Origin of the sequence: Mesotoga sp. UBA5557, from assembly GCF_002425715.1 — a bacterium.
Lineage (GTDB): Bacteria > Thermotogota > Thermotogae > Petrotogales > Kosmotogaceae > Mesotoga.
Window position 1 is genome coordinate 51,561 of sequence record NZ_DIMV01000067.1, and the last position, 24,542, is coordinate 76,102.

22 protein-coding genes are annotated in these 24,542 nt (G+C 47.7%); 5 read left to right on the plus strand and 17 right to left on the minus strand.

The annotated features are described in order from the left end of the window. The first annotated feature begins 1 nt into the window (after position 1). The 3 genes from B3157_RS09165 to B3157_RS09175 all read left to right on the plus strand — a co-directional run bounded on the left by B3157_RS09165 (position 2) and on the right by B3157_RS09175 (position 4,289). Positions 2-1,318: a hypothetical protein gene (locus B3157_RS09165; RefSeq protein ID WP_099829358.1), complete on the plus strand. Its 1,317-nt coding sequence runs from the start codon at positions 2-4 to the stop codon at positions 1,316-1,318. 149 nt (positions 1,319-1,467) lie between these two features. Beyond that, positions 1,468-2,757 carry a hypothetical protein gene (locus tag B3157_RS09170; RefSeq protein ID WP_214060102.1) on the plus strand — a complete coding sequence of 430 codons (1,290 nt, stop codon included), beginning with the start codon at positions 1,468-1,470 and terminating at the stop codon, positions 2,755-2,757. A gap of 143 nt (positions 2,758-2,900) precedes the next feature. Then, positions 2,901-4,289 (plus strand): hypothetical protein, encoded by a 1,389-nt coding sequence (locus tag B3157_RS09175; protein WP_214060103.1) that lies wholly within the window; start codon positions 2,901-2,903, stop codon positions 4,287-4,289. A 15-nt stretch (positions 4,290-4,304) separates the two neighbouring features. Here B3157_RS09175 and surE read toward each other — a convergent pair whose 3' ends face one another. The 15 genes from surE to B3157_RS09250 all read right to left on the minus strand — a co-directional run bounded on the left by surE (position 4,305) and on the right by B3157_RS09250 (position 21,054). Next, positions 4,305-5,123 (minus strand): 5'/3'-nucleotidase SurE, encoded by an 819-nt coding sequence (gene surE / locus B3157_RS09180; protein WP_214060104.1) that lies wholly within the window; start codon positions 5,121-5,123, stop codon positions 4,305-4,307. A gap of 67 nt (positions 5,124-5,190) precedes the next feature. Continuing rightward, positions 5,191-7,224: an ABC transporter permease subunit gene (locus B3157_RS09185; protein ID WP_292590200.1), complete on the minus strand. Its 2,034-nt coding sequence runs from the start codon at positions 7,222-7,224 to the stop codon at positions 5,191-5,193. A gap of 5 nt (positions 7,225-7,229) precedes the next feature. After that, complete coding sequence (locus B3157_RS09190) at positions 7,230-8,333, minus strand: sugar ABC transporter substrate-binding protein (protein ID WP_292590202.1); 1,104 nt, start codon at positions 8,331-8,333, stop codon at positions 7,230-7,232. 1 nt (position 8,334) lies between these two features. Continuing rightward, positions 8,335-10,647, minus strand: coding sequence for a xanthine dehydrogenase family protein molybdopterin-binding subunit (locus B3157_RS09195; RefSeq protein WP_292590204.1), 2,313 nt, complete (start codon positions 10,645-10,647; stop codon positions 8,335-8,337). After that, entirely contained in the window at positions 10,640-11,113 is a 474-nt protein-coding gene (locus tag B3157_RS09200; protein WP_102819332.1) for a (2Fe-2S)-binding protein, read from the minus strand. Before B3157_RS09200 ends, B3157_RS09195 begins: the two co-directional genes overlap by 8 nt. Beyond that, a complete protein-coding gene (locus tag B3157_RS09205) occupies positions 11,113-11,946 on the minus strand; it encodes an FAD binding domain-containing protein (protein WP_292590207.1) in 834 nt (277 codons plus the stop codon). The genes B3157_RS09200 and B3157_RS09205 overlap by 1 nt, the downstream gene beginning before the upstream one ends. Then, positions 11,936-12,775: an FAD binding domain-containing protein gene (locus tag B3157_RS09210; protein ID WP_292590209.1), complete on the minus strand. Its 840-nt coding sequence runs from the start codon at positions 12,773-12,775 to the stop codon at positions 11,936-11,938. The genes B3157_RS09205 and B3157_RS09210 overlap by 11 nt, the downstream gene beginning before the upstream one ends. A gap of 5 nt (positions 12,776-12,780) precedes the next feature. Next, a complete protein-coding gene (locus B3157_RS09215; RefSeq protein ID WP_292590210.1) occupies positions 12,781-13,398 on the minus strand; it encodes a nucleotidyltransferase family protein in 618 nt (205 codons plus the stop codon). Continuing rightward, positions 13,388-13,864: a (2Fe-2S)-binding protein gene (locus tag B3157_RS09220; RefSeq protein ID WP_214078237.1), complete on the minus strand. Its 477-nt coding sequence runs from the start codon at positions 13,862-13,864 to the stop codon at positions 13,388-13,390. Before B3157_RS09220 ends, B3157_RS09215 begins: the two co-directional genes overlap by 11 nt. After that, a complete protein-coding gene (gene thrC, locus B3157_RS09225) occupies positions 13,861-15,093 on the minus strand; it encodes a threonine synthase (protein WP_292590211.1) in 1,233 nt (410 codons plus the stop codon). The genes B3157_RS09220 and thrC overlap by 4 nt, the downstream gene beginning before the upstream one ends. Then, positions 15,090-16,169 carry a 4Fe-4S binding protein gene (locus B3157_RS09230; protein WP_099829371.1) on the minus strand — a complete coding sequence of 360 codons (1,080 nt, stop codon included), beginning with the start codon at positions 16,167-16,169 and terminating at the stop codon, positions 15,090-15,092. The genes thrC and B3157_RS09230 overlap by 4 nt, the downstream gene beginning before the upstream one ends. Positions 16,170-16,180: 11 nt before the next feature. Then, positions 16,181-17,479, minus strand: coding sequence for an amidohydrolase family protein (locus tag B3157_RS09235; RefSeq protein ID WP_292590213.1), 1,299 nt, complete (start codon positions 17,477-17,479; stop codon positions 16,181-16,183). After that, complete coding sequence (locus B3157_RS09240) at positions 17,470-18,852, minus strand: dihydroorotase (protein WP_292590215.1); 1,383 nt, start codon at positions 18,850-18,852, stop codon at positions 17,470-17,472. The genes B3157_RS09235 and B3157_RS09240 overlap by 10 nt, the downstream gene beginning before the upstream one ends. Then, entirely contained in the window at positions 18,849-19,838 is a 990-nt protein-coding gene (locus B3157_RS09245; protein WP_103134160.1) for an ornithine carbamoyltransferase, read from the minus strand. Before B3157_RS09245 ends, B3157_RS09240 begins: the two co-directional genes overlap by 4 nt. Positions 19,839-19,854: 16 nt before the next feature. Beyond that, positions 19,855-21,054 (minus strand): YgeY family selenium metabolism-linked hydrolase, encoded by a 1,200-nt coding sequence (locus B3157_RS09250; RefSeq protein ID WP_349680383.1) that lies wholly within the window; start codon positions 21,052-21,054, stop codon positions 19,855-19,857. Between the two features lie 215 nt (positions 21,055-21,269). Between B3157_RS09250 and B3157_RS09255 the strand changes: the two genes are divergently transcribed. Then, complete coding sequence (locus tag B3157_RS09255; RefSeq protein ID WP_292590218.1) at positions 21,270-22,193, plus strand: ABC transporter ATP-binding protein; 924 nt, start codon at positions 21,270-21,272, stop codon at positions 22,191-22,193. A gap of 108 nt (positions 22,194-22,301) precedes the next feature. Here B3157_RS09255 and B3157_RS09260 read toward each other — a convergent pair whose 3' ends face one another. Then, positions 22,302-23,246, minus strand: a complete 945-nt coding sequence (locus tag B3157_RS09260; RefSeq protein ID WP_292590219.1) for a glycerophosphodiester phosphodiesterase family protein — start codon at positions 23,244-23,246, stop codon at positions 22,302-22,304. 72 nt (positions 23,247-23,318) lie between these two features. Here B3157_RS09260 and B3157_RS09265 point away from each other — a divergent pair, with 72 nt between their 5' ends. After that, positions 23,319-24,407: an MFS transporter gene (locus B3157_RS09265; protein WP_292590220.1), complete on the plus strand. Its 1,089-nt coding sequence runs from the start codon at positions 23,319-23,321 to the stop codon at positions 24,405-24,407. On the opposite strand, the gene B3157_RS09270 is transcribed toward B3157_RS09265, so the two are convergent. Next, positions 24,378-24,542: transposase (locus tag B3157_RS09270; protein WP_414674292.1), on the minus strand; the 165-nt coding region annotated here is incomplete at its 5' end. The genes B3157_RS09265 and B3157_RS09270 overlap by 30 nt on opposite strands.

Here is a 24,542-nt window from a genome sequence, read left to right on the forward strand (position 1 = left end):
CATGGCCGATTATCACTTGAAATTCGCCCTGAGTTCGAAAGCAAGACGAGGCGCAGTGGTTTTTCTGTTTGTCTTTGTTCTGTCATACGTTTTCACCTCTGTCAGTGTCTGGACGACAGACAGCAGATTCATAACAGTGTCGAGATTCATCAGGGTATACGGTCACGAAAATCTAATCAGGGGAACGGGTTACGCTCCGGAGCAATATCGCTTTGGTGGATTTTATCTTGTGGAATACTTCTTCAAATACATTCCTCTGAAATGGTATGACGTATATAACAGCAGTCTCTCCGATTTGCTTACGAGCGAAGAGACCTGGACAGAAGAGATGCAGAAAACCGTGGACAAATTCTTCCCCCAGGATGACAGGGAAGAGATGATTGGCGAGATTCAGAGGGTGATTGACGAGACTCTAGAATCCTTCTTCCCGGGCAATGCTTTTGTTCAAAATCTTCTGCGGGGTATGATAGACGGTCTGCAATGGCAGAGCTATTTGACGAATGTCGAAGAGACCCTGCTCACTCTCGGAGAGATGATACCGGAAAATATCAGGAATCATTTGCTTGAGGACAGCGAAGAAACAAGACTCGTGAACGGATATTTCACGTCGAGATTCTTCCTCTTCATGATCCTTCTGACGATCATCTACTTCCTGTGCAGAGAGTTCCTGAACCCCGGCCAAGCGCTCTTTGGGGTTGTTCTCTTCACTGCTCTTACGCCGTTTGCTCTTCAGGACTTTTTGCAGGCGGAGACTCTGCTTTCACTGTTGCTGTTTACAGCGATGATTCTAATAACAAAGAGAGACGGCAGCAGGCTCATTCTAATTCTGATAACAGTATTGTGCTGTACCGCAAGAACGGATCATGCGCTGTTTGGCGCTCTAATATACGCTTCGTTAAGAGGAATAGATTCGTTAAGAAGGAGGGAGTGGTCGAAGGCTGTCTACGCCGCTCTGCTTCTCTTCATCCCGCTTGTTGCGACAATTCTGATTAGCGGGCTTCTCTTTCCCGAGGCAGAGTACTATGTGGATGTCTTTCAGCTTGAGTTCAATTTGACGCATGTTTGGAACCTGGTTTTTCCTCTTGTCTTTCTTTTGCTGCCTTTTGCTTTCATCTATCAGATCAAAGAGTTGACGTTCTACAGGAGAACGTGGTTCTGGATGCCACTGTTTATCGGAATGAACTTTGTTGTTGGAAAGACTGCGGAAGTGAGGCTTTTTCTTCCGGTGATAATCTACTCCATTCCTCTTATAGTTAGGGGTGCAATGCTGGCAATCGGCGTTGATTCGGTTGGCTCTTCGGATTCTAGAGAGTCTTAGGGATCTGGACAACAACGCGCTTGATTAATGGAACTCTTGATACAGGTTTGAGCAGATAACTGAGAAGGACAAGCAATGTTTCTTACGATCGATGATATGATTTTGACATTGGCGATCTCCTTTTGGAAACGCCGTCGGGGGGATTAAGTGTGAAAGACAAGAGAACCATACAGCGAGGGATTTTTCTGTTAATTATCTTCGCGTTACTCTCCTACATTTTCACATCAATGACCGTCTGGACAACCGACGGGAAGTATTTGCTCGTATCCAGGTACTTAAGAATTAACCAGCATGACAGAGTGGTTTCCGGAGAGAATTTCGCGCCTGATCAGTATAGATTTGGCAGCTACTACCTTGTCGAGAATTTCTTCAAATACTTTCCGATCAAGTGGCTGGATGAAAACAGCGAAGAGCTTTCGAGTATGTTGTTGTCGGCCGATTATTGGACGTCTGAAAAGAAGAGCATGGTTGATGCCTATTTTCCACTGGATGAAAGGGAGAGCCTTGTCTCTGACGCTGAAAAGGCTATTGCCGAGTTCGTTGACTCCGTTGCAGGGAACAGCATTCTCCTGAGCAATGCACTCAAAGCAATGGTTGCCGGGCTGAAGTGGCAGGAGTACATTACCGATCCTGCAACCGCGGCGCTTCTAATTGGAGAGAGACTGCCCGAAGATGTCAAAGCTGCACTAGATCCGTCTAGCGAAGCGAATCGTATTCTTAATGGGCACATCACGGCGAGATTCTTTTTCAACCTGTTAACGTTGCTGCTTCTTTATGCGTTCTGCCGAATCTTCTCTTCACCTGTAGCATCGTTACTGTCTGTGGTATCATTTCAGGCCATAATGCCGCTCACTACGATGTACTTTGGATGGGAGACTTTTCACGGCCTTGCTCTTTTTGTAGGCGGGTTGCTCGTAATTGCCAGAAACGGCAGATTCTTTCATTTGTGTTTGTTGATTACGCTGGGTTCTCTTTTCAGAGCTGACCATATGGTATTCCTCCCCTTGATATATCTTCTGTACAATTTCAGAGGCGACATCTCAGGCAAGATTAAATTGAGGCTTATGTTGAAAAGCTTCATTGCCGGCTCGATTCCTGTACTGCTTATGTATATATTCAGCACTGTTCTCTTTCCTGATGCCAAATACTCGGTCGATCTGATACAACTTGGCTATAACATTGGTTACTTCTGGTCATGGATCTATCCTCTTGTGTTTCTCTTCATTCCACTGCTATTCGTGAGAGAGATAAGAGATATCGATTTCTTCAAGAGAACGTGGTTCTGGGTACTCCCGTTTGTCGCTATGAATTTCGTGGTGGCAAGAACCGCTGAAGTTAGGCTATTCACACCAGTACTGGCGTTCATGACCCCTCTTGTAGGTGTTGGGTTGCTCAGACTTCTTGCTTCTGAGACCAGAGGTTCCGTTGAAACCGAATGAGGTATTCAGTATTGGCCGGGACGATCTCCGCGGGTACTTCGCTTGGCTGCCGTAAAGGCTTTGTGTTTCAATTGCTTTTCGGAGAGTGAATTCCTATTCAGTCATGGCATAATTCATATATGAACAAAAGGAGGTTTGTCTGGATGAAACGACTTCTGCTTTGCCTCATGATAGTGGTTTCGGTTTTGCTTTCTGCGAATAGCGGTCTTTTCCTTGGTTTCTTTCCCTCCCTTTCTCTCAACAACTTTGCTGTGCACGACAGGGACTACAAACCTACCTTTGAAGATCTGCGGAACAACTTTTCTTATCCTCCGTTTGCCCTTGCGGGCATTGAGTTTTCCGGTGATTCATATCGCGCGCTATTCAGGCTTGATTTCAGGCAAGATATAACGTCGTTTCTTCGCGGCAGGAGTTGGTCGAATTTCCCCATCAGATACAATTCGAATACCCTGTATATAGATACCGATCTGCCTAGAGTTGGTTTCGCCGAGTTTCAAAACGATCTCTTGAGGTTTTCTGCCGGCAAGAGAAGCCTTCATATTGGTCCCGCTGCGTACAACTTCGTACTCTCCGATGCGGTGCCCTTTTTCGAGCACATTTGGATTGACTTCTCATCGGACGTACTGTCAGGGAAATACTTCTACAGCTTCTTCGTAATCTCTTCGGATCGTTCGATATTCGACAGTCCCCGGACTCTTATCGGCCACAGCATAGGGTATCATGGTGAGTCTACAAGAGTCGGTTTTGTCGAAACGAACCTCATCAGCAACACCTATCCAGACCTTAAAGACATGAGCCCTTTCGTCATATTCCACAACAACTATGCCAAGAACTCAAACGTTAATGCAGGGTTATTCTTCGAGAAGGGCATTGGAGATCTGGGCTTGTACGGAATGCTCTACACAGACGACATCCTTATTCCGGGAGATAGAACCAGCAATCCGACTTCTTTAGGCTGGTTTCTTGGTGGAGAGTATGGCATAACCGGTGGAGAAAACTATAAGGGACCTATGCTATGGGACAATCAGTATGCTCTCAGAGAACAGACTCTCTTTGAAGAGTCTGGGGGTATGAAGATAAGGTATGAGCACTACCATAGCACGCCTTATTTGTACAATAGGAGCTTCGAGGAAGGAAAGCACATCAACCCAATCCGTTTCAACGCTGATGATATTGAGGGCGGGGGTTATCTTGTGATTAATGGGTTCTTCGGTTTCCCATACGGACCTGACGTATCTCTGGACCTTATAGCTGTGACTTTCGAAACTCGCAGAGTGCTCTCAGAGCTTCGTCTTGAGTACATAAGACAAGGTTCTTACCGAATCGACGATTATTACGGCGAACCATTTGAATTTGATTGGTATAGACTTGCCGAACCGATTACCAGAAGTGCCAAAGTAAGTCTTGACTTTCATTACAGCCCGGATGAGAATCAGGAGATATTCCTCTCAGCGTCGGCTCTAATAGGTAACAAGAATGAGTTTTGCTTCAAGATCGGCTACGGAAGAGTTTTGCGCTTCCTTAGATTCTAGTTAATTCGGAGAGGCTCATTCTCTGCAAGAAGCAACTGAGAGCTTCTCGTTGTCTTTTGCAAACCAGTGTTCTTCGAAGATCCTCAGGTCGTCACATAGAGAAGATCTGAAGGCTTCGTCACAGGAGCCAAAGAAATCGATGGGGCTTACCGAGATGAACCCTTTGTCGACATTTACAAAGTCAAGGTCTTCATCGTGAGAATCGTGGAGGATCTCCTTTCGCATCCAGAACTCCTCCTCACCCCATTCATTTACTTTTTTCTCAAACCAGCGTCTCTTTATGAGACCACCAGGTCTTGTGCAACTGATTCCCCGGATCTTGTCTCTAGGTATCGCAGGCACGTTAACGTTAAGAACGGTATGCTTCGGAAGCTTCTTCCAGTCATACTCTCTTACGAAACTTTCAGAGAAGTCCACAGCTGCCAGAAAATCTGGATTCTCCTCGCTAACCACGGAGATTGCCATGGCAGGTATCCCATGTACCCTGGCTTCCAGTGCTGCAGATAATGTTCCCGAGTACCTGATGTCAACCCCAAGATTCTGGCCATGGTTTATGCCGCTTAGCACAAGATCAAACCTGTCAATGCCGCTGATCGTTGCAGCAGCAACCACACAGTCTGCTGGAGTTCCGCTCGTGCAGAAGGAGGAGACGTTCTCTATTGTTTCCCTCTCTCTTATCCGTACCGGCGTCAACCATGTAATTGAGTGACTTACGCCGCTCCGGTTGCTTTCGGGGGCAACTATTATCACTTCGTGAGACCTTGAGAGTCTCTTCGCGAGTGACCTTATTCCAGTCGCCTGGATTCCATCATCGTTAGTCAAAAGTATTTTCAAAAGAATTCACCACCATCTATATTGTATCGTAAATGAAGGATTCTTTCCTGAAAGCCGCGAGTGAAGCTCAGTCATATTCTATTCCCTGATCACGTAGATTCGAGCTGTAAATGAGCTTCAGTGAGCTTCTGAAGAAAAGAAGGAGAGGAATAACCCCGATTACCGAGGCCGCTCCGAATAAATTCCAGGAGGTGTAGAAGCTCCTTACTTCACCCACGTAACTGTAGATCTTGAGAGAGAAAGGCATGAGTTCCTGACTGTTTAGAAGGATTAGCGGCATGGAGAAGGAATTGAATGCTGAGACTAGAGTGTACATGAGTAGTCCGCCGATTATGGGCATTGAAAGAGGAATAAGAACTCTCAATAAGTAGCCGGTTTCCGATAATCCCTCGAGGAGAGAGACTTCCCGGAGCTCTCTCGGGACAGAAGAAAAAAAGCCGCCCAGCAGCAAAATAGTTAGCGGCATTGCCTGAATACATACAACCATCCCAACTCCGAACAAGCTGTTCACGAGGGCCAACTTGTCGAATACAAAGTACATAGGGAGTAACGTATGCATTCCGTTGTAGAGGCTTCCGAAGAGAATCACTGAAGCTACAATCCTCACAAATATGTTTCTCTTCAAAGAGAAGAGATAGGAAAAGGGAACTCCAGCCAGAAGAACGATCACAAAGGCCCAAAAAGCGATCTTCAGAGTATTGAATATGTTGCCCGGGAGTCCGTCGGAGATCACTTTGCCGTAGTTTGCCAGTGTCAGTTCGGAGATTGAAGGCACAATGTCCGAATCGGAAGCGAAGGAGAGAAAGAGTATGTAGATCACTATCACTGCGGTGGGAACCAGACAGACAATAAGAAGCGCTCTCTTAAGCCATCCGGGAATGGAAAAATCGAAGTGAGGAAATCTGTATCTTATAGACAGAAGGATCATAGGCACGCTTAGAAGGGTGGCCGGAATGACGCCACTGATACCATTTTGAGCAACGCTCAGAATGAATATGACGACTTCGTATATCAACAGAACTCCCACTAGCCGTCTGAACGGCTTCCTGAAGCGGGGTATTATTAGCGGGAGTATCGAATATCCGGCAACAACGGGAAAAACGAGCCAGTTCCAGCCTGCGAAAAGCCCCAGAAGAATGTGTGCCGCGCTGCTGAGATAGAGAACCCGCCTGTGTCTCTTCGGCACTTCTCCTCGAGAAAAGAGCGCGCCCAGGATCCATATGAGTGCGAATACTCCTACGAATACCGCGTAAGCTGAGAGAAGTCCGTAATCCTTTGCCGTATTGAATTTCCTGAAGAGAACGATTCCGAGAAATGAAGTTGAACCGGTCAAGGTACGCGGAGTGAATCCCTCAGGCAGCAACGGACCGTTTCCGGTCATAAGAAAGACAGATGTGAACTCCTTCATCGATCTGGCAAGTTGAAACAAGAAGTACGGAATCAATAGATATCTTATCTCTCCAAACAGAATAGAGGCGGTTGTGAGATCTCCCGCACCGTCTATTTTCATTACATCATCCAGTTCCTTTGAAACTCTCCCTAGCATCCCGAGAATTATCATGGTCGAGAGAGGTATCGAAAGCCAGACGCTTACAAGTAGGGAAGAAAGAAATGCGTGAAGGGGGTTGAGAGTCACGTCAATACTTGTGCCAAGAAGGGTATTCAACAAAGAGTACCCTCCGTATCCCTGAACAAAGACCCTCCATCCGGACACCGTTATGAATGATGGTATAAACCAGCCTATACCCAAGAGCAGAAGAGCAGACTTGCTGTACCTGGTAGCTTTTCTCAACCTGAGCGCGATTAAGAAGGAGATTGAGACCTCAATTGCCGATTTCAGTGTCGACCAGAGGGCCGTCAGTTTCAGCGAGAGTTTGAAACCGGAATCTCTTAGCACAATCTCGTAGTTTTTCAGACCGGAAAAGACAGGTTCCGTCTGAAAGATGCCAAATTCAGTCAATGAGACATACAGAGCCCAAACCGTAGGAGCGATAGTCACGATTGCTAGAATGAAGGTAATAGACAAACCCATAGACCACTTCCTTCTCACTATAAGAGGAAGCAGTCCAAGGGTAAAGAAGATCGGTATCACGACCGACATACTAACTACCGGACAGAGTCAATGTAGGATTGTGCGCCCGTTAAGGCCTGATCGACGGTCATAGCTCCACTGAATATTGCCTGTAAAGCGGGTTCCAGAGCCTCAAACAACAGTGTCTGATATCCTGGAATATTTGGCATGAATTCTCCTTTATTGACGATTTCTCCAAGCTCTGGAAGCCAGCCTGACCCAAAAAGCGGGTACTTGTCGCATTGTATGAAGAACTCTTCGCTCTGCTCCCCAAGGAAGGCTATGAAGCTCATGCACTGTTCATAAGTATCGCTGTTGAAGAGAGCAAAACCTTTTGAATCGATAACTCCTCTTACCTCTATCCCCTGTAGATTGGGAAAGGGAAGCATTGCGAATCTAGGGCCCTTCTCTCTGAACTTCTCCGCCATATAGCTGCCTTGAAGCATCACGCCAATCTTTCCCTGTCTGAAAAGCCCATTCATGGCTGCCCTTTCAAGTCTGGAGATCACACCTGAATCGAAATAGCTCTTCACGATCGATACAGTCTCCTTGCTCTCGGGACTTCCGATCTTCAGAGCAGCCCTCTCCTCTCCGCTCAGAAGTGCCGAGACATAGGGAAACATTATGTAGGGTGACGTGAAATCGAATGCAATAGGATAGTCGACTATCCCTGTGAGCTTCTCCTTTATTATCTCGAACTGTACGAAGTCGAAGTCGTCTTCGAGATTCAAGCCTGCTTCTTCAAAGGCATCCAGATTGATGAAGGCGACTTGACTGTCTGCATAGTAGGGAACAGCGCTGACTTCACCGTTCCAGCTGAAGGCACTCAGATATCTCTCGGGGTAGTCTCTCAGCACAGATTCCGGGATAGGCAGATTCCTTTTCGAGGCTGCCACGTCGCCGACATAAGTATCCTTTATCATCACAGCATCAGGCAAGTCGCCTGTCTTCAAGCTCACATTGAGTTTCTCCTCGATCTTCGGGAAGTAGACAATCTCCACCGGAATACCCGTCTTTTCTGAAAATCTACTGGCCGCTGCCCTGTAGAAATCCTCTCCTTCCCAGCTCACCCAGAAGGTGATTCCAAATGTAAACGAGCAGAGCAGTATCACAAATAAGAATGTTGCCGTTTTTTTCATTTCACACCTCCATATTCAGTATCTCGAAAAGAACTCTTTCGCTCTTGAATGGCGCGTGTCTCAGTCGGATGCCCGCAGCATCAAAGATTGCATTGGAGATTGCTGGAATCGGTGTGTCGATACCTATTTCTCCTATGCTCTTTGCTCCAAACGGACCCGTCGGCTCGTAACTATCGACGAGACCGCATGTAAGCTTCCCGTAGTCCATTCTTGAGGGAACCTTGTAGGTGAAGAAATCATTAGTCAACATTCTTCCGTCCTTGCCGTAGATGATGTCTTCGTACAGCGCCCAGCCGATGCCTTGCATCGAACCGCCTTCAAGTTGACCCATTGCCTGTACTGGATTCAGTGCGAGACCGCAGTCGGCATATGAAACGAAGTTGACCAGTGTGATTTTTCCGGTATCTGTGTCAATCTCAACTTCAGCGAAGCTTGCGGCGAACGGTGGCGGGGACTCTTCACCAACATAGGAGGCCGACTCGGAAATCTGCTGCTGATTGAAGGTGTACATATGCATGGTGCAGAGTTCTGACAGGGAGACTGATGAGCCGTCTCTTGAGCGGACTTCGGCAGATTCTAAAGTCAGTTCAGACCTGTCTTTTTCGAAGTACACGGCCGCAAGATCAAGGACCTTTTCTTTTACCTTCTCGGCAGCAAGCCTAACGGCATTTCCGGAGACATAAGTTGTACTTGACGCGTAAGCGCCAACGTCAAAGGGAGTCAGATCCGTGTCTGATGAATAGACGATGATCTTCTCCAGAGGCACCGTTAGAACCTCGGCGGCAATCTGAGCAAGGATTGTGTCGCTTCCAGTGCCGAGGTCCGTAGCTCCCACAAGTAGATTGAATGAGCCGTCTTCATTCATCTTGATTGTGGCAGCGCCCATATCGATTTTCGGGATACCCGAACCCTGCATTGCAAGAGCACAGCCAACCCCGAGAACCTTGTTTCCATTTCTCTTCTTCTTTCCCCACTTACTGTCCCAGCCAATTGCCTTTCTTCCAAGATCGATGCACTCCTGAAGCTTGCAACTCCTCATTATTTGAGGGACGCCTTCCCTTCCCTCACCCATGATTTCAAATATTGGAGAGGTTTCGCCCTCTCTTATGGAGTTCATCTCTTTGAGCTTCAGCGGATCCATCTTCATCTCATAGGCAAGTTCATCGATAGCACAGTCGAGAGGAAAGAGCCCTTGAGGCGCTCCATAACCTCTATAAGCTCCTGCAGGAGGGAGGTTCGTATAAACTATGTCTCCGCCGAAGTGTACAGCGTCGACCTTGTTGTACAGAGGCAACGTTTTTGATCCCGAGACCATGAAAGTTGTAAGGCAGTGTTCTCCATAGGCCCCCGTATTTGAGATTCCGTGAAGTGAAATGGCCTTGATCTTTCCATCTCCAGCTGCTCCGACGATAACATCGTAGCTCATCTCGTGGCGAATATTCGTTGCCATCGAGACTTCCTCTCTTGTATAAGCAATTCTTGCGGGTTTACCGGTCTTGAGAGTAACGAGAGCGGCGTAAGGCTCTGCGATAACCGATTGCTTACCTCCAAATCCTCCGCCGATTCGCGGCTTTATGACTCTGATTTCTGCAATTGGCTTCTTCAGTATTCGAGAGAGAATTCTTCGGCAGTGAAAAGGCACTTGAGTGGACGAGATAACTACTAGTCTTCCGACAGGATCAAGATAAGTGAGAGCGTTGTGTGGTTCCAGTGCAGCATGGAGCTGAGTGTCCACATGATATGTTCTTCTGATAACGAATTCGCATTCTTCGAGGGTCTTCTCAACGTCTCCGATATCCATCACGAAGTGAGCGGCGATATTTCTGGAGTTGTCGTAGACACCCGAGCAGTCGCTTTCATCATGAATTATCGGAGAGCCCTCTTTTGAGGCTTCCTTCATATCAAAAACCGCATCCAGGGTCTCGTACTCGACCTTGATCTTTCTTAGTGCCTTGAGAGCCGCTTTTTCGGTAGTTGCTGCTACGACTGCCACAGGGTCGCCAACGTACCTAACCTTTCTGTCCAAGAGATAAGTATCGTAAGGAGAGGGTTCCGGGTATCCCTGACCTGCTCTGGTATAAGGAACTCTCTCCACATCTTGGTAGGTGAAGATGCCGACTACACCCGGTATGCTCAAAGCCTGAGAGCTGTCGATACTCCTAATAATTGCGTGGGCATGAGGAGACCTGAGAAGTTTGACAACTAGAGCATCCGGCATATCATAGTCTGGTGTATATGCCGGCTTTCCCCTCACTATTGCGAGACCGTCTACTTTCTTCATTGATTTTCCGATCGTCACGAAGGAATCATTCATCGATTTCACCTCGCATCACTTGGGCCGCCTTTTTTATGGCTCGATTCTGAGGCTCATATCCCGTGCATCTACAGATGTTCCCGTTAAGCGCGAGCCTTATCTCTTCGTCGGAAGGATCCGGGTTTTCTCTTAGCAGAGCTTCTCCCGTCATTACTACTCCGGGGATACAGTATCCGCACTGTGCTCCGCCCTCTTCGAGAATGGCCTCCTGGATTGGGTGCAACTTGTCTCCATCGGCCATGCCTTCGACGGTCTCAATGTTCTGACCATCAATAGAAACCGCAAAAGTTGAACATGAAAGTATCGGCTTTCCATTCAGGAGAACGGTACAAGTTCCGCAACTTGCAGAATTGCAGCTTCTTCTGACGCTCTTATAGCCTATCCTCCTTAGTACTTCAAGCAGATACTCACCGGGGTCAATATCGAGTTCATGAAGTCTTCCGTTCACAGTAAAGGCAATTCTCATCAAATCATCCCCTTCAGTTTTTCAGCAGCTCTCTGGGCCAGCACTGAAGCAAGGTGCTTTCTGTACTCGAAGGAGGCGGTCATATTCGAGCCTCCAATAAAGCTCTCATAAACGAGACTTCTTACTATTGAAGGCATCACATCGTTTATCTCTAGATCCACCATTGCCGCTTCGACACTTTCAAACCTTGCCGGATACTGCGGTCTAGATCCGCAAACAACTCTGGCCGCTCTTATTCTCCCGTGCTCCGGTCTGATCGAAAGGCCTACATTGACCGTCGCAATATCGAAAGTAGTCTTCGAGAACTTCTCGAAGGCCGTGAACCAGCCGTCCTTCTTAAGAATCGCGTGAGTGATCAGAGGTTTTTCACCTGCCGGTAGCGAGAAGTAATCAGAGATCAGCATTCGCTGGTAACCATCGACCCCGTAGATCATGAGACTTGAGCCGGTAGCGAGAAGACAGGTGCTTACGTCCGACCATCCAAGTTTTGGGGCGATTGAGCCGCCGATAGTCGCCATATTTCTAATCTGCCATGAGCCCACTAAAGAGAAGGCGTCGTAAAAGAAATCTCCGAATTCCCTTCTTATCAGTGGGTCCTTTCTGAAAGACTCGACTGTCGTTGAGGCGCCGACTACTATTTCATCTTCGGTGATCGATACCGTGTCAAGCCTTAGAGATTTCAGATCGATTATCTTCTCGATTCTTGAAGACTCCATAAGAGCTACAATCGTACCTCCGGAAAGGAATATCGAATGATCTCTGTCGCGTTGCATGAGTTCAAATGCCTCCTCGACGGTTTCCGGTCTGAAGTACTCATTCACGTTAGACAGCATTATATCCCCTCTTTCTCCAGACTTTTAGGGTTCTGAAAACTAGATTTCTGATAACGGTAGTTCTGTACCACTGACTTGCTCGAACATCATCTATGGGAGAGACGCGCTTCATGGCCAGTTCGACGAATTTCGATTCATCGAACGAGCTCCTTTCACTCGAATAATATTCGCACGCCTCTTTCGGAACAACTACAACGGGAGCTACCGAGCCGAATGCGAGTCTGATTTCCGATTCAGATATCAAGGAGCCTATCGAAGCTATTGCTATTGCCATAGAACTTCGCTGACCAACTTTGTAAAACTGAGGAAAGAACCCCCCGGTTTTCTCGAAAGTTATGGATCTTACAAACTCGCCTTTTGAAAGAGATGTCACTCCCGGACCTTTGATGAAGTCGGCTAGACTCTGAATTCTCTCCCCGTACTGGCCCACAATCTGCAAAGTCGCGTTTGAGAGCAAGAGAGCAACGATTGAATCGCCTGCAGGAGATGCATTGACAACGTTCCCTACGAGAGTTGCTCTGTTTCGGATCTGTGGGCTGCCTACTTCTCTCAAAGCCATCTTCAATATTTTGCTATCTTCTCCAATTGTCTCGTTGCTCAAAAGCTCGGACATCGTTACTTTGCATCCGACCCTTATTGAGTCGCCGAGATCTTCTATCTTGCCGAAACTCCTCAAATGTCTCAGGCTCACGACATTCTTTGGCGCTATGCGTTTCAACCTGATTTTTACAAGTAGGTCGGTTCCGCCTGCGAGAATATTGCAGTCGCTTCTGGAGAGAATCGACATGAGTTCCTCTTCACTTGTCGGCATAAGGACACTGAATGACATCTCTTTCACCTCCGGAATCCTCCATTGCTATCAGTAATACCTAAACCATGGTCTGTACAATTCATACTCTCCGGAATATCAATATCGAAGACATTGTGACTTCGGCCTTCGATCTCGCGCATCTTGGCAAGCCCGCTTTTCACCAGTTGATATGCACCTCTATCGCCGGTTATTCTGGATAGTCGGGAAAAGACCTTTCTAGAAATATATGTCGGAAAGCCTTTCTTTCCCTCAAAGACGTAGGAGACCATCTCGTCTTCAGTGGTTACCGAACCTACCAGGCGTTCCACATCCTCTTTGGTAATCAATGGCATGTCTGCAAGGGCCAGAACGATTCCTTCGCAGCTGTCGGGGCACTCTTTGAGTCCCCTGACGATGCTGGTTGAAATCCCATCTTTGTAGTTCTCGTTTATCACCGTCTGGAAAGATCCGATCTCAAACATCTCCGGTTCAAAATCAGGATTGACCACAAGAATCTTGCCCATTGCGTCGATGGTTCCAAAACTGTCCAGCGACCACTGCAGAATCGGCTTGCCTGCGAAGTCCGCAAGAAGCTTCTCACTGCCAAAGCGTCTCGACTCTCCCGCAGCCAGAAGTAGCAGTACTATGGAATCACTTTTCATCTGTCTTAGCGAGGCTCTCTGTCGCTTTGCGGATTGCTTGGATAATTTTGTAGTAACCTGTGCATCTGCAGAGATTTCCCTCTATGGCTTCCATAATCTCTTCATCACTTGGGGCTGAATTTCTGTCCAGAAGGGCTTTCGCCGACATTATCATCCCCGGCGTACAGAATCCACATTGGACCGCCCCCTCATCAATGAAAGTCTGCTGAATCGGGTCGAGTTCGCCGCTCCTGGAAAGACCTTCGATTGTAACCACTTCTGAACCGTCGATTTCGGGAACAAGAACCAGGCAGGAGTTGACTGCTTTGCCATCAATAATAACCGTGCATGCTCCACACTCTCCCTCACCACAGCCTTCCTTTGTTCCGGTAAGCCCCATTTCATCACGCAGAAAATCGAGTAATCGCATATCTTCTCTTACTTCCTGTGTATGCTTCTCATTGTTTAGAATGAAGCTGATCTTCATTTCAGTGCCTCCTCGATTGCATCTCTATCCGGCGGCAGAATCCGTACTTCGGGAAGAACCGCAGAAACGTTCTTGAGGTCCTTAAGTCCGTTGCCGGTGACAACTATCACTACTCGGTCCCTTTCACCTACGAGTCCAAGCTTCCTAGCCTTCTTGAAGCCCGCAAATGCAGTTGCGCCGGCCGGTTCGGCGAACACTCCGGTTTCCCTCGCAAGTTCTATTATACTCTCAAGGATTTCGTTGTCCGAAACCGAGAGAAGGAGACCGTCATGCGCTTCTGTGTAGTGACAGGCCTTTATGACGTCTCTTGGTTTTCCAACACATATGCTGTCGGCTACTGTGGTTGCTTCAAGATCGATCGGTTCGAAAGGGAAGCCCGCTTCATAGGTCTTCTTGATCGCAGCAGAGCCTTCGGCCTGGATTCCAGCTATCTTCGGAGCTTTCTCGATGAGACCCAACTCCTTCATATCCTCAAAGCCCTTGTAGAAACTTGAGAGGACAGTCCCGTCGCCGGCCGAAACGAATATGAAATCAGGGAGATCGTCCTCCATCTCGAAAGCGAGTTCCAACGCGCAGGTTTTCTTCCCTTCCAGTAGATAGGGATTGATCGCGCTGTTTCTGCAATACCAACCCATAGACATCCCTATCTCCATAGAGAGATCGAATACTCTGTCATAACTTGCTTCTATCGCAAGAATCTTTGAACCATACACCTGCAGTTGTGTGATTTTCGCCACAGGGGCGGTTGAAGGCACGAAGATAACGCTCTTCAAGCCGGATACGGCCGAAAGTCCCGATAGAGAACTGGCTGCATTTCCCGTCGAGGCACAGAAGATGGTGTCGAACCCCTTTTCCATTGCCTTTGCTACAGCAATGGCGCTTGCCCTGTCTTTGAAAGATGCTGTCGGGTTTCTTCCGTCGTCTTTTATCAAGACTTCCCGAATTCCGTATTTCCTCGAAAGAGAACGACTCTTGTAGAGCGGTGTATTGCCAATAAGCAGCTCAGGGAAATCGATTTTCCCTTCAAAAGGCAGAAGGAAGTCAAAGGCCCAGATTCCCCTCTTTTGAAGAGAAGTCAAACTGAACTCAAATCCCTTCCTCACAAGCGCAAAATCGTAAACGACTTCGAGGGTCCCCTTACGATCACCGCAATCGGGGCAGTAGTAGTCTACTTCGTCTTTTGCGAATTCCTTACCACAAGTGATGCACTTCAGAAGATATTTGCTCAAACCAGTACACCCCCGATGGCGCTAACGGGACAGCGAGATTCGCAAAGCCCGCAACCGAAACACTCAGACGGATCCACTTCCACTTTCTCATCCAACCTCAGTGCAAAGTAAGGGCAAACCGCAACACACAATCCGCATCTGGTACATTTCTCGTGATCGATAAGCGGATTTCTCACCTCAAAGGACTCTTTCTGTATTTCAGCAGAGTCGATCGCATCTATTACACTATCGAACCCTCTCTTCTCGAGAGCCGACGGAAGAGTGTCTACTATCCTTTTGAAGAGGTCTTTGCCTTTTATCAGAGCTCCAGAAAGCATCTGCACCGCGGATGCGCCGCAAGAGAGAAAGTCAATTACATCATCTGCGCTTTGAATGCCACCGACACCTATAATCGGCAGAGAACAGCCCTCGCGTATTCTCCTTACGGATGAGAGGGAAAGCTTCTTGATTACGGGACCGCTTATCCAGCCAAACCCATCGCTGCTTCCCAAAAACGAACGATTCACCCTCCTGTCCAGCGGATAGACCGGTCCAAGCGAGTTTATTGCAACGATTCCGTCGCCACCGGAGTCCTGGACGGCCTTTGCCATTTCAGCCGGATCAGGCACAGATGGGTCGAACTTCAGAAAGACCGGCTTGTCCGTGCCTTCCTTAACGGCAGAGACCAACTCCTTCATAAGCGAAGGGTCATCGGCGACGTAATGAGTAGACAGCTCGAAAGCATCTGCAAACCTTGAGAATAACGGGACCAGCTTTCGAAGATCTTCAGGTGAGTAACCTAGACTGACTATCAGAGGAAGACTTGATGATTTCTTGTATTGCGGTAGAAACTCCTCAAACCACATGTCAGGAGGGAACTCGCTCCAAAGCTCAGTATTGATTACGAAGTCCTTATCCGCTACTATGCAAGGTCTCGGGACCTTAGCTGCTACTGTAGATATCGTCTTCGTAACCATAGCTCCGACTCCCATGGCTTCCAGTGCGAGCATCTTCCTATGATCCCCTGTAAGAGGACCGGAGGCAGGCATCAATGGATTCTTAAGGGAAATACCCGCCACTTCTGTCGAAAGATTCACGAAAGCACCTCCTAGAATCTCTTCTCAAATGCTTTGTACAACCTTCTTGCCTCTCTATAAATAATCTCTTCGTCGACTTTTGTCGGTACTCCTTGCGCTAGGACCCTCTCGCCACCGACGAACACATCGCTTACCGAAATGTTGTCGCAGATTCCAAAGAAGAAATGATCCACGAAATTCTCTGCCGTGATTTCGGTCGGACTTCGGTAGTTGAGTACGATCAGATCTGCGGAGCTTCCCTCGCGAATCGTTCCAATGTTTGCTCCAAACGTTCTGGTTGCAAGTTCGTAGTTTGCTCCAAAGAGAGAAGGGCTTAGATCTCCTGAATAGCTGGCTTTCGGATCGCGCTGGATGTAGTGAGGACCGAGAATCATGAACCTTACATCGTTGCTGAGATTGAATCCGTAACCATCGTTTCCTACCAGCACTGCAGCTCCTTCTTCTCTAAAGCGTTTCCATTCAGGAAATCCAACACCATTGTTGATATTCGACTGGCAATTCACCACGATGTAGCCCTTTGTGTTCTTTATCAGGCCCCTTTCAGATGGTGTAGTGTGAATGCAGTGGGCGTAGATTGAGTTCTCTGTCATGAGCCCGGCTCTATGGAAGCGCTCCAGTACTCTCTGGTCATATACGCCAATCGTGTGCTCCTGGTCCTCGGGGCCCTCTGCAACATGAACGTGTATGGGAAGCTTACCAGCTATCTCTTTTGAAGCCAGCGACAGTGTCTCTTTTGAGAGAGTGAAGGAAGCATGGAAACCGAAAACCCCTTTCTTGTACTGCGTCGACTCCCTGCTGAACTCGAGATTCTCTCTTATTCCCCTGTCGCGTTTTTCCAATCCGTCTCTGTCCGAGACCTCATAAGCTCCACAGTACCTCAAACCGACATCGTTGACGGAAGCGGCGATTCTCTTCAGAGAACCATCTATCGCGTTTGGCGAAGAGTTGTGGTCGAAGAGAGATGTAACGCCTGCCTTAAGCGACTCGATTGAAGCCACATAAGCCGAGATCTCAAGATCTTCAAGAGTAAGGGCTTTATCCAGTCTCCACCACAACTCTTCCAGCAGTTTTGTGAACGAGGATGGATTGAAGGGAGAGACCCCCAATCCGCGAGAGAAAGTTGAGTAAATATGCGTATGGGCATTTACCAGCGAAGGCATCAAGAGCTTTCCGTCTAAGTGCAGATTCTCGCCATCATAGCTGCTTTCGCCTGAAGAGACCTTCACAATCTCCCCGTTCTCTACCCTCACGTATCCCTTTTCTATGAATTCTCCATCATTTGTGAAAATAGAAACTCCATTTATTTGCATGAAGCATCCTCCCAACGAATTGATTCGCGTTCGATGAAGCGTCCCGAAGCCCTGGGAAGCAGAACTTCACCGTCTTTGTAGGCGACTCTGCCTCTTTGAACTACCGCTTCCACCCTTCCCTTTAGCTTCATGCCATCGAAAAGAGAGTGGTCGGATCTTGTGAAAGGCGATCTTGAGACGGTAATCTCTGCATCCTTATCGACAACGGCGATATCTGCGATAGATCCGGGAGCCAGCAGCCCTCTCTTTGGAAACAATCCGAACGTCTTGGCCGCGTTTGTTGAAAGCAGAGAAGAGACTCTTGTAAGGTCGCCTTCAAGCAAAGTGTTTGCGGTGGAAAAGGATAGGCCTAGCGATCCAGAGCCGTTCGGCATCGACAAATAGTCATCTCGATTCTCGAGTTTATCTTGCCTAAGGAATGGACAGTGATCCGTGCCCATCGATGAGATCTCCCCCTCTCTCAACGAAGAGACAAGAAGCAGTCGCTCCTGTGCGCTCCTTGGAGGTGGGCAGTAAGTATTAAGATAACCTTGCTCGCCGAGTAGCGGGCTATTGTCCAGCAGTAGGTACTGAGGACAGGTTTCAAGTCTTGTAGAGTCTTTCCAGTTGACATTGATCGAGCCGAGAGTCTTTGCGGTTTCGCCGCTGGAAAGATGTACGATGTACAGCTGGCCCTGTTTGTCCATAGACATCAAGGCGAGCTTGACTACTTCGGTCATCTCGCTAATAGTCGGTCTCAGATCCGAGAGATCTTTGAAAGTAGGACTTACGAAACCGGAAACGGTCTCAGTTATTATTTCATCGTTTTCCGCATGGGCCAGCAGAACGAACCCAAGCTTACTTGAGAGCGAGAGCAGGTTGAGGATCATTCCGTCGCTTGTTCTGCGATCGGAAGAACTATATGTCGTGAAGATTTTTATAGAAGGCATCTTCTCGGCTATTGCAGCTCTGGCTATCTCTTCGGCGGAAAATCCAGGACTTCCTGCAAGCGTTACGTGGAAAGCGTAATCTATCCTGCTGTCTGCTGCCGTCTGCATTCGACTCTTCTTTGCTTTCTCAAAGTCTAAAAGACTGGAAACGGGATCGAGAAAATCTATCAGCGTGGTTACTCCCCCGCTGATTGCAAGAGCAGATCCCGAATCGAAGTCGTCAACGGACGTATATCTTCCCAGATTCAACGAAAGATGTACGTGAGGATCGATGAATCCCGGCAAGAGAAACAATCCGGAGCAGTCAAGGATCTCGCGTGCCGGGAAACTGCTCCGGGTTGCAGATATCGCCGCGATTTCCTCGCCCGAAACATAGAGATTGGCAGGAAAGACACTGTCTCCTGCGCAAATCGTACCGTTTTCCAGGGCAAGGTCAAAAGTCACGGTCTTCCGCCCATAGTAAGCGCCATTATAGCCTTAGCTGTGTGAAGTCTGTTCTCCGCCTCGTCTATAACGATTGACTGAGGACCGTCTATTACCTCGTCGACGACCTCTCTGCCCCTATCCGCGGGAAGAGCATGCATGTAGACTGCTCTCCTATTTGCAAGCTTCATTCTCTCGGGTGTGCAAATCCAGTCTTTATTCTTTCTCACTTCTTCCATGATCTCCTGAGGATCTTCTGAGACGTAGAAGCCACCCCATGACTTCGGAATCACAATATCCGCATCTTTGAATGCCTCATCCATGTCGTGAAGTATATCGAACTTGGCCCCGCTGTTCTCGGCGTTTTGCTTTGCCTGATCAACTATGTCGGGCATCAAATCGAAGCCCTTCGGATACGCTAACTTCACGTCCATACCGTATCTCGTGAAGAGAAGAATCTGGGACTGTGGAACGGAAAGAGGCTTGAGATGGCTTTCGGCATAAGCCCATGTTATCGCGACCTTCAGGCCGTTGAGATTCGTTCCAAATCTCTCTCTAATCGTCATCATATCGGCCATAACCTGCATAGGATGATAGACATCATCCTGCAGATTCAGAATTGGGACATCCGCGTGTTCGGCAAGAGATCTCAGATAAGGATTTCCCGCCTTGAACTTGCAGTGCCTTACAGCGATTGCGTGGCCGTATCTCGAAAGAATCATCGCGGTATCTCTAGGAACCTCTCCGTGCGCAGTCTGCATCGTCGAAGGATCCAGATAGTGAGCGTGTCCGCCCAGCTGTGTTATTCCCGCTTCCATCGAGTTGCGTGTTCTAGTTGATTGATCGAAGAACATCAAGAACACCGTTTGATAAGGAAGCAAAGGGGTCGGTTCGCTCGTTGCAAATCTCCTTTTCAGATCGGAAGATAGATCGAGCATCAGATCAATCTCCGTTCTGTCAAAGTCCTGTGTGGTGATGAAGTCTCTGCCTCTCAAAATGCTACTCATCCTATTACCTCCTAATCTATTGTGAAAGCCTTAAAGGAAGAAGAGCGTACATAGCCGCAGCCTTTACCAGATGGTCGACGGGGCACTGATCATCGGGACTGTGCGCGTAGATCTCGTTAGCGGGCCCGAATCCGATCGTCGGTATCGAAAAGACACCTGCTGTTGCTATTCCATTTGTCGAGAATGTCCACTTGTCAACGAAAGGCTCCTCACCGAAAACTTCTCTAAAAGTGTTTACGGTCTTCTGCACTATTTCGCTGTCCTCTTCCATTACCCACGTTGGGAAGTACTTCTCGACGGGATACACAGTTCCCGTATAGGAAGGCCTTTCATAGAAGAGCTCGACGATTTCTGCCTCTTCTCCGGCCATTTGAATGGCCTCTTTCAGTTCTTTTACTACCGTCTCTTTTGTCTCTCCCGCCGTCAACCTTCTGTCTAGCTGGATGGTGCATTCGTCGGCTACTGCGTTTTGGGAGGGAGATTTGAAGAATATCTGAGTAACGGCTATCGTCCCCTTCCCTAGGAAAGCGTCATCTTTTATCCTCTCATTGAGCCTCTCTATCTCCTGTATGATACGGCCCATCTTGTAGATAGCATTGACTCCCCGTTCGGGTGCGCTCGCGTGACAGGAAAGCCCCGAGGTTTTTATTTGAAGCTCCATTCTTCCCCTGTGCCCCCTGTAGATATTTAGATTCGTCGGTTCGGTAATGACCACGAAGTCAGGCCTAATGCCGTCTTCCTGAACTATGTACCTCCAGCAGAGGCCATCGCAATCCTCTTCCATCACAGTTCCTGTAACGTAGAGAGTGAAATCTCCCAGCAGTCCCTCTTCTTTCATTATCTTTGCCCCGTAGACCATTGCAGCCATTCCAGCTTTTTGATCGGAAGCACCTCTCCCGTAGATTATGCCATCTCTAACAACTCCTCCGAAAGGATCTACCTTCCAGAGCTTTTCATTTCCCACTTCTACGGTATCGATATGTGCGTCCATGGCAATCACTTTCTTGCCCGATCCGATTCTACCCATGATGTTTCCCAGACCATCGACTATGACTTCGTCGAAGCCCACCTTGTCCATCTCTTCGCGAATTCTCTGGACAACCTCCTTTTCACCGGCAGAAAAGCTCTTGATGCTTACGAGATCGCTTAGAAAAGCGGCAAGTTCCTCACGGTATGATTCAGCCTTGGTAAGTAGATGTCTTGACACGTTTGTCACTCCTATACACGAGTATTTTCTTTATTATAACTTCTTATACATTGCAAAAAAAAGTAACAAGAGAACCGACAGAGGCTTTGGTAATAGTATAGCTCGACTCGTTCCGGTTCTCAACGGAAGGCGATCAAGTCAGTGCAAGTATTCAGCATGAGGGAGTCTCAGGATGAAGGGCTTTGTCTTGCTCTGAAGCTATAATTTATCTTGGGGGTGATTGTATGAAGACTCTCGATGTGAAGAATCTGACAAGCAGGATCGGGAAGTTCGACCTCGGGCCTGTCGATCTATCAATTGAAAAGGGCGAAATCGTAGGTTTGATTGGACCATCAGGCTGTGGAAAGACTCTCCTGTTAAGATCTATTGCGGGGCTACACGAAACGCTCTCGGGTACTGTCGAGATCAACGGGCAGGACGTTACTTTCCTTGAGCCCCATCTCAGGGGCCTTGCTTTTGTCTTTCAGGACAATGCCTTGTTTCCCCACATGGATACCCATGACAACATTGCCTTTCCTCTCACAGTAATGAAGGACAAGGAGGCAAATGAAAAGGTAAGTAGAAGAGCCGATGAACTCGATGGCCTTTCTGACTACCTTGATCGTTGGCCGAAGGAGTTGCCGGCTGGAATGAAGAAGTTGACGGCATTCGCAAGAGAGACGGTAAAGAAATTCAACATCATCATGCTTGATGAACCGTTCGAGAGACTCGACAAGAAGATCAGAACCGAGCTGAGACTGATGATCAAGAGGCTGCTGATTGCTCTTGGAGAGTCTGTGCTCATAGTATTGAACGATCCCGAAGATGCGATGGCAGTTGCGGATAGAGTGTACGTCATGTATGATGGAGCAATAGTTCAGCATGGCCCGCCAACAGAGATATACGAAGATCCGGCTTCGCATTTTGTGATGGAGCTCTTTTCTTCGATGGGAGTCAACAGGGTGGGTGATGCGTCCTTCAGACCCCAGGATGTTCAACTGGACGAAGAAGGGGAGGAATTCTCGCCAGAACACTGTGGTCCTTTTGATTCGAGACGCATACTCTGCAGTGGAAAGCTCAGAGGGGAGAATGTCACAGTACTGCTTCCACTGGAGTGCAAAGACCTTGATTCGGTTTTCATAAGCATCACCAGGTCTTTCAGTCTATAATCAAGTGTGTTTTACCATCTCTATTGGCTGAAATTGCGACGAAAAACCTTCTGGTTGCGGTATAATCTACTTGGTGATGTGTAAAACGTTCTTATGAGAGGCCTTTCTCTAATGAGAAAGGCTTTTCTGTCTGCTCGAGAGAAGTTCTATTAGTCTGTCGGGATAATCCGTAATGATTCCATCTACTCCAAGGTCTATCAGTCTCTCCATCTCCGGGACCTCGTTTACGGTCCAGGGGATGATCTTCAGTCCGGATCTGTGAGCGCTCTCTATCCATCCCTCGGTCATGAGTGTGTAGTTAGGAGAGATAACACTGCAGCCGATACTGGCAAGCATCTTCCCTATGTCGAATCCGAAGTTCCTCAATCTCAGACCGGCAGTCCATATAGTTTTATCGAGATTTGTGCTTGAAATTAGGGCGACCGTTTCAACGGAGGGTTCCAACTCCCTAGAAATCTTGATAGCTTCCCAGTTGAAAGATTGTATCGTTGACAGTTCTTCAAAGCCGAATCTGGAAACAACTTCAAGAACTTTTCTAACGTGTTCTCTAAGATCGACGGTATCCTGAGGTCTCTCAGGAAAGTGCTTGATCTCTATGTTAACTCTCACTTCCTTTGCAGACTTCTCATTGTGTTGCCGGACCAGGTCAAGAACCTCTTCGAGAGAGGGTATAGCCTGTCCATCCATTTGAAGTTGTTCGGGCCAATCTTCAGGATTGACAGTTCTTCCTATGTCGTACTTTCTAAGCTCTTCGAAAGTAAGGTCTTTTATCAATAACCGGTCCTTTATGAATTCCCCGTCCTTTCTCGTTCGCTGTGGATTCAGATACGGCTCATGGTTAATGACGACAACGCCGTCACTGGTGATTACAGTGTCAAGTTCAATAGTGTCAACACCCAGTTTCAGAGCGTGTGTGAAGGCGGCAATAGTATTCTCGGGCATGAGCCCTCTGCAGCCGCGGTGTCCCTGTACATCGAACTCTACGGTCGCGGAAAGTGCCGTTGAAATAAGAAGAATGACGATAATGGCCATTGATTTCAAGATAAGTCTCATAGTCACACTCCATTCAATCTTTTTGAATTGCAAGTTGTATAATTTCCACCAGTTGCGTGGGGGGAGATTGCGTTGAATCTTAATATACTATTCTTTGAAGCTCTAATATATGCGAGCCTGGCGACTAAGAATCTGCTTAGTCAATATTTCGACATCTCCGGTTATTCACCAACCGAAATCGGAATACTGATGGCGGTACTGCCTGTCGTCTCGCTAGTTTCCAGCCCCTTGTGGTTTAAAATCAGCTCTAGACTTGGTCAGAACAGAATCTATTATATCGTATCTCTTTCTTCAGCCGTATGTATCTGGCCCATTTTTGCCACCAGCGATTTCTTGACATCCTTACTCTTCATGATCCTCTTCTCTCTCTTTTTTTCGGCAGTTGTTCCACTGGGTGATTCAATTATTATGACGATTCTTAAGACTACTGGAGGTCGTTTCGATCGTGTGAGGCTTTTTGGCACGATAGGGTTTGCAGTTACTTCTCTCTTGTTAAGCAGTCTCGTCGGGATCAGTTTCTTCTGGTTATTTGCAGCCACCTCCATTGTTCTGGCCTTCTCACCGATGTTCCTCAAGAGAAGACCCGGTGAATCGAGAACTGAAGCCCCGGAAAACCCTGCCAGTGCAGGTTCTCTTCTTCAGTTTTCTTTGATGACTGTCGGAATGTTTTTCGGAATTACTTTGAACTCCTTCCATAATTCTTTCATTGCGGTCTTCACAAGACAGAACGGTATGGATCCGTCGGTCGTGGGGGTTGTCTTTGCAATTACCGCTCTTTCAGAGATTCCTTTCTTGTTGGTTGCCGACAGGATAATCGAGAAAATCGGCAGTATGAAAATCCTGCTATTCGGCATGGCGGTAATTGGAGTCAGGATGATTCTTGTCTCCTTTGCGACAAACGTATATGCGCTCTATTTGGTGGAGTCTTTACACGGGTTGACGTATATTCTAATGTATTACTCCCTTTTTCACTTCATCCATTACGGTCTTTCGGGTAGGCGGATGATTGCTGCTCAGAGTGTCTTCTGGATTGTGAGGTCGGGATTGACTTTCATCGTGGGGTCAATCGGAGGAGGAATAATTATCGATAAATTCTCAGTCTTCTTTGGGCTCTTCCTCAGATTATATGAACTAACTCATGATCACCTTCAATCGCAATAGTTCAAATGAACATCTCCCGTACATTATCCGCTTAATCACCTTAAGCTTGTTTATGACGCCTTCTATGACTCCATTGCTGAACTCAGTCTTGATCGCATTCTTAACTGCCTCAATGTCTCTTTCTATTCCCCTGGC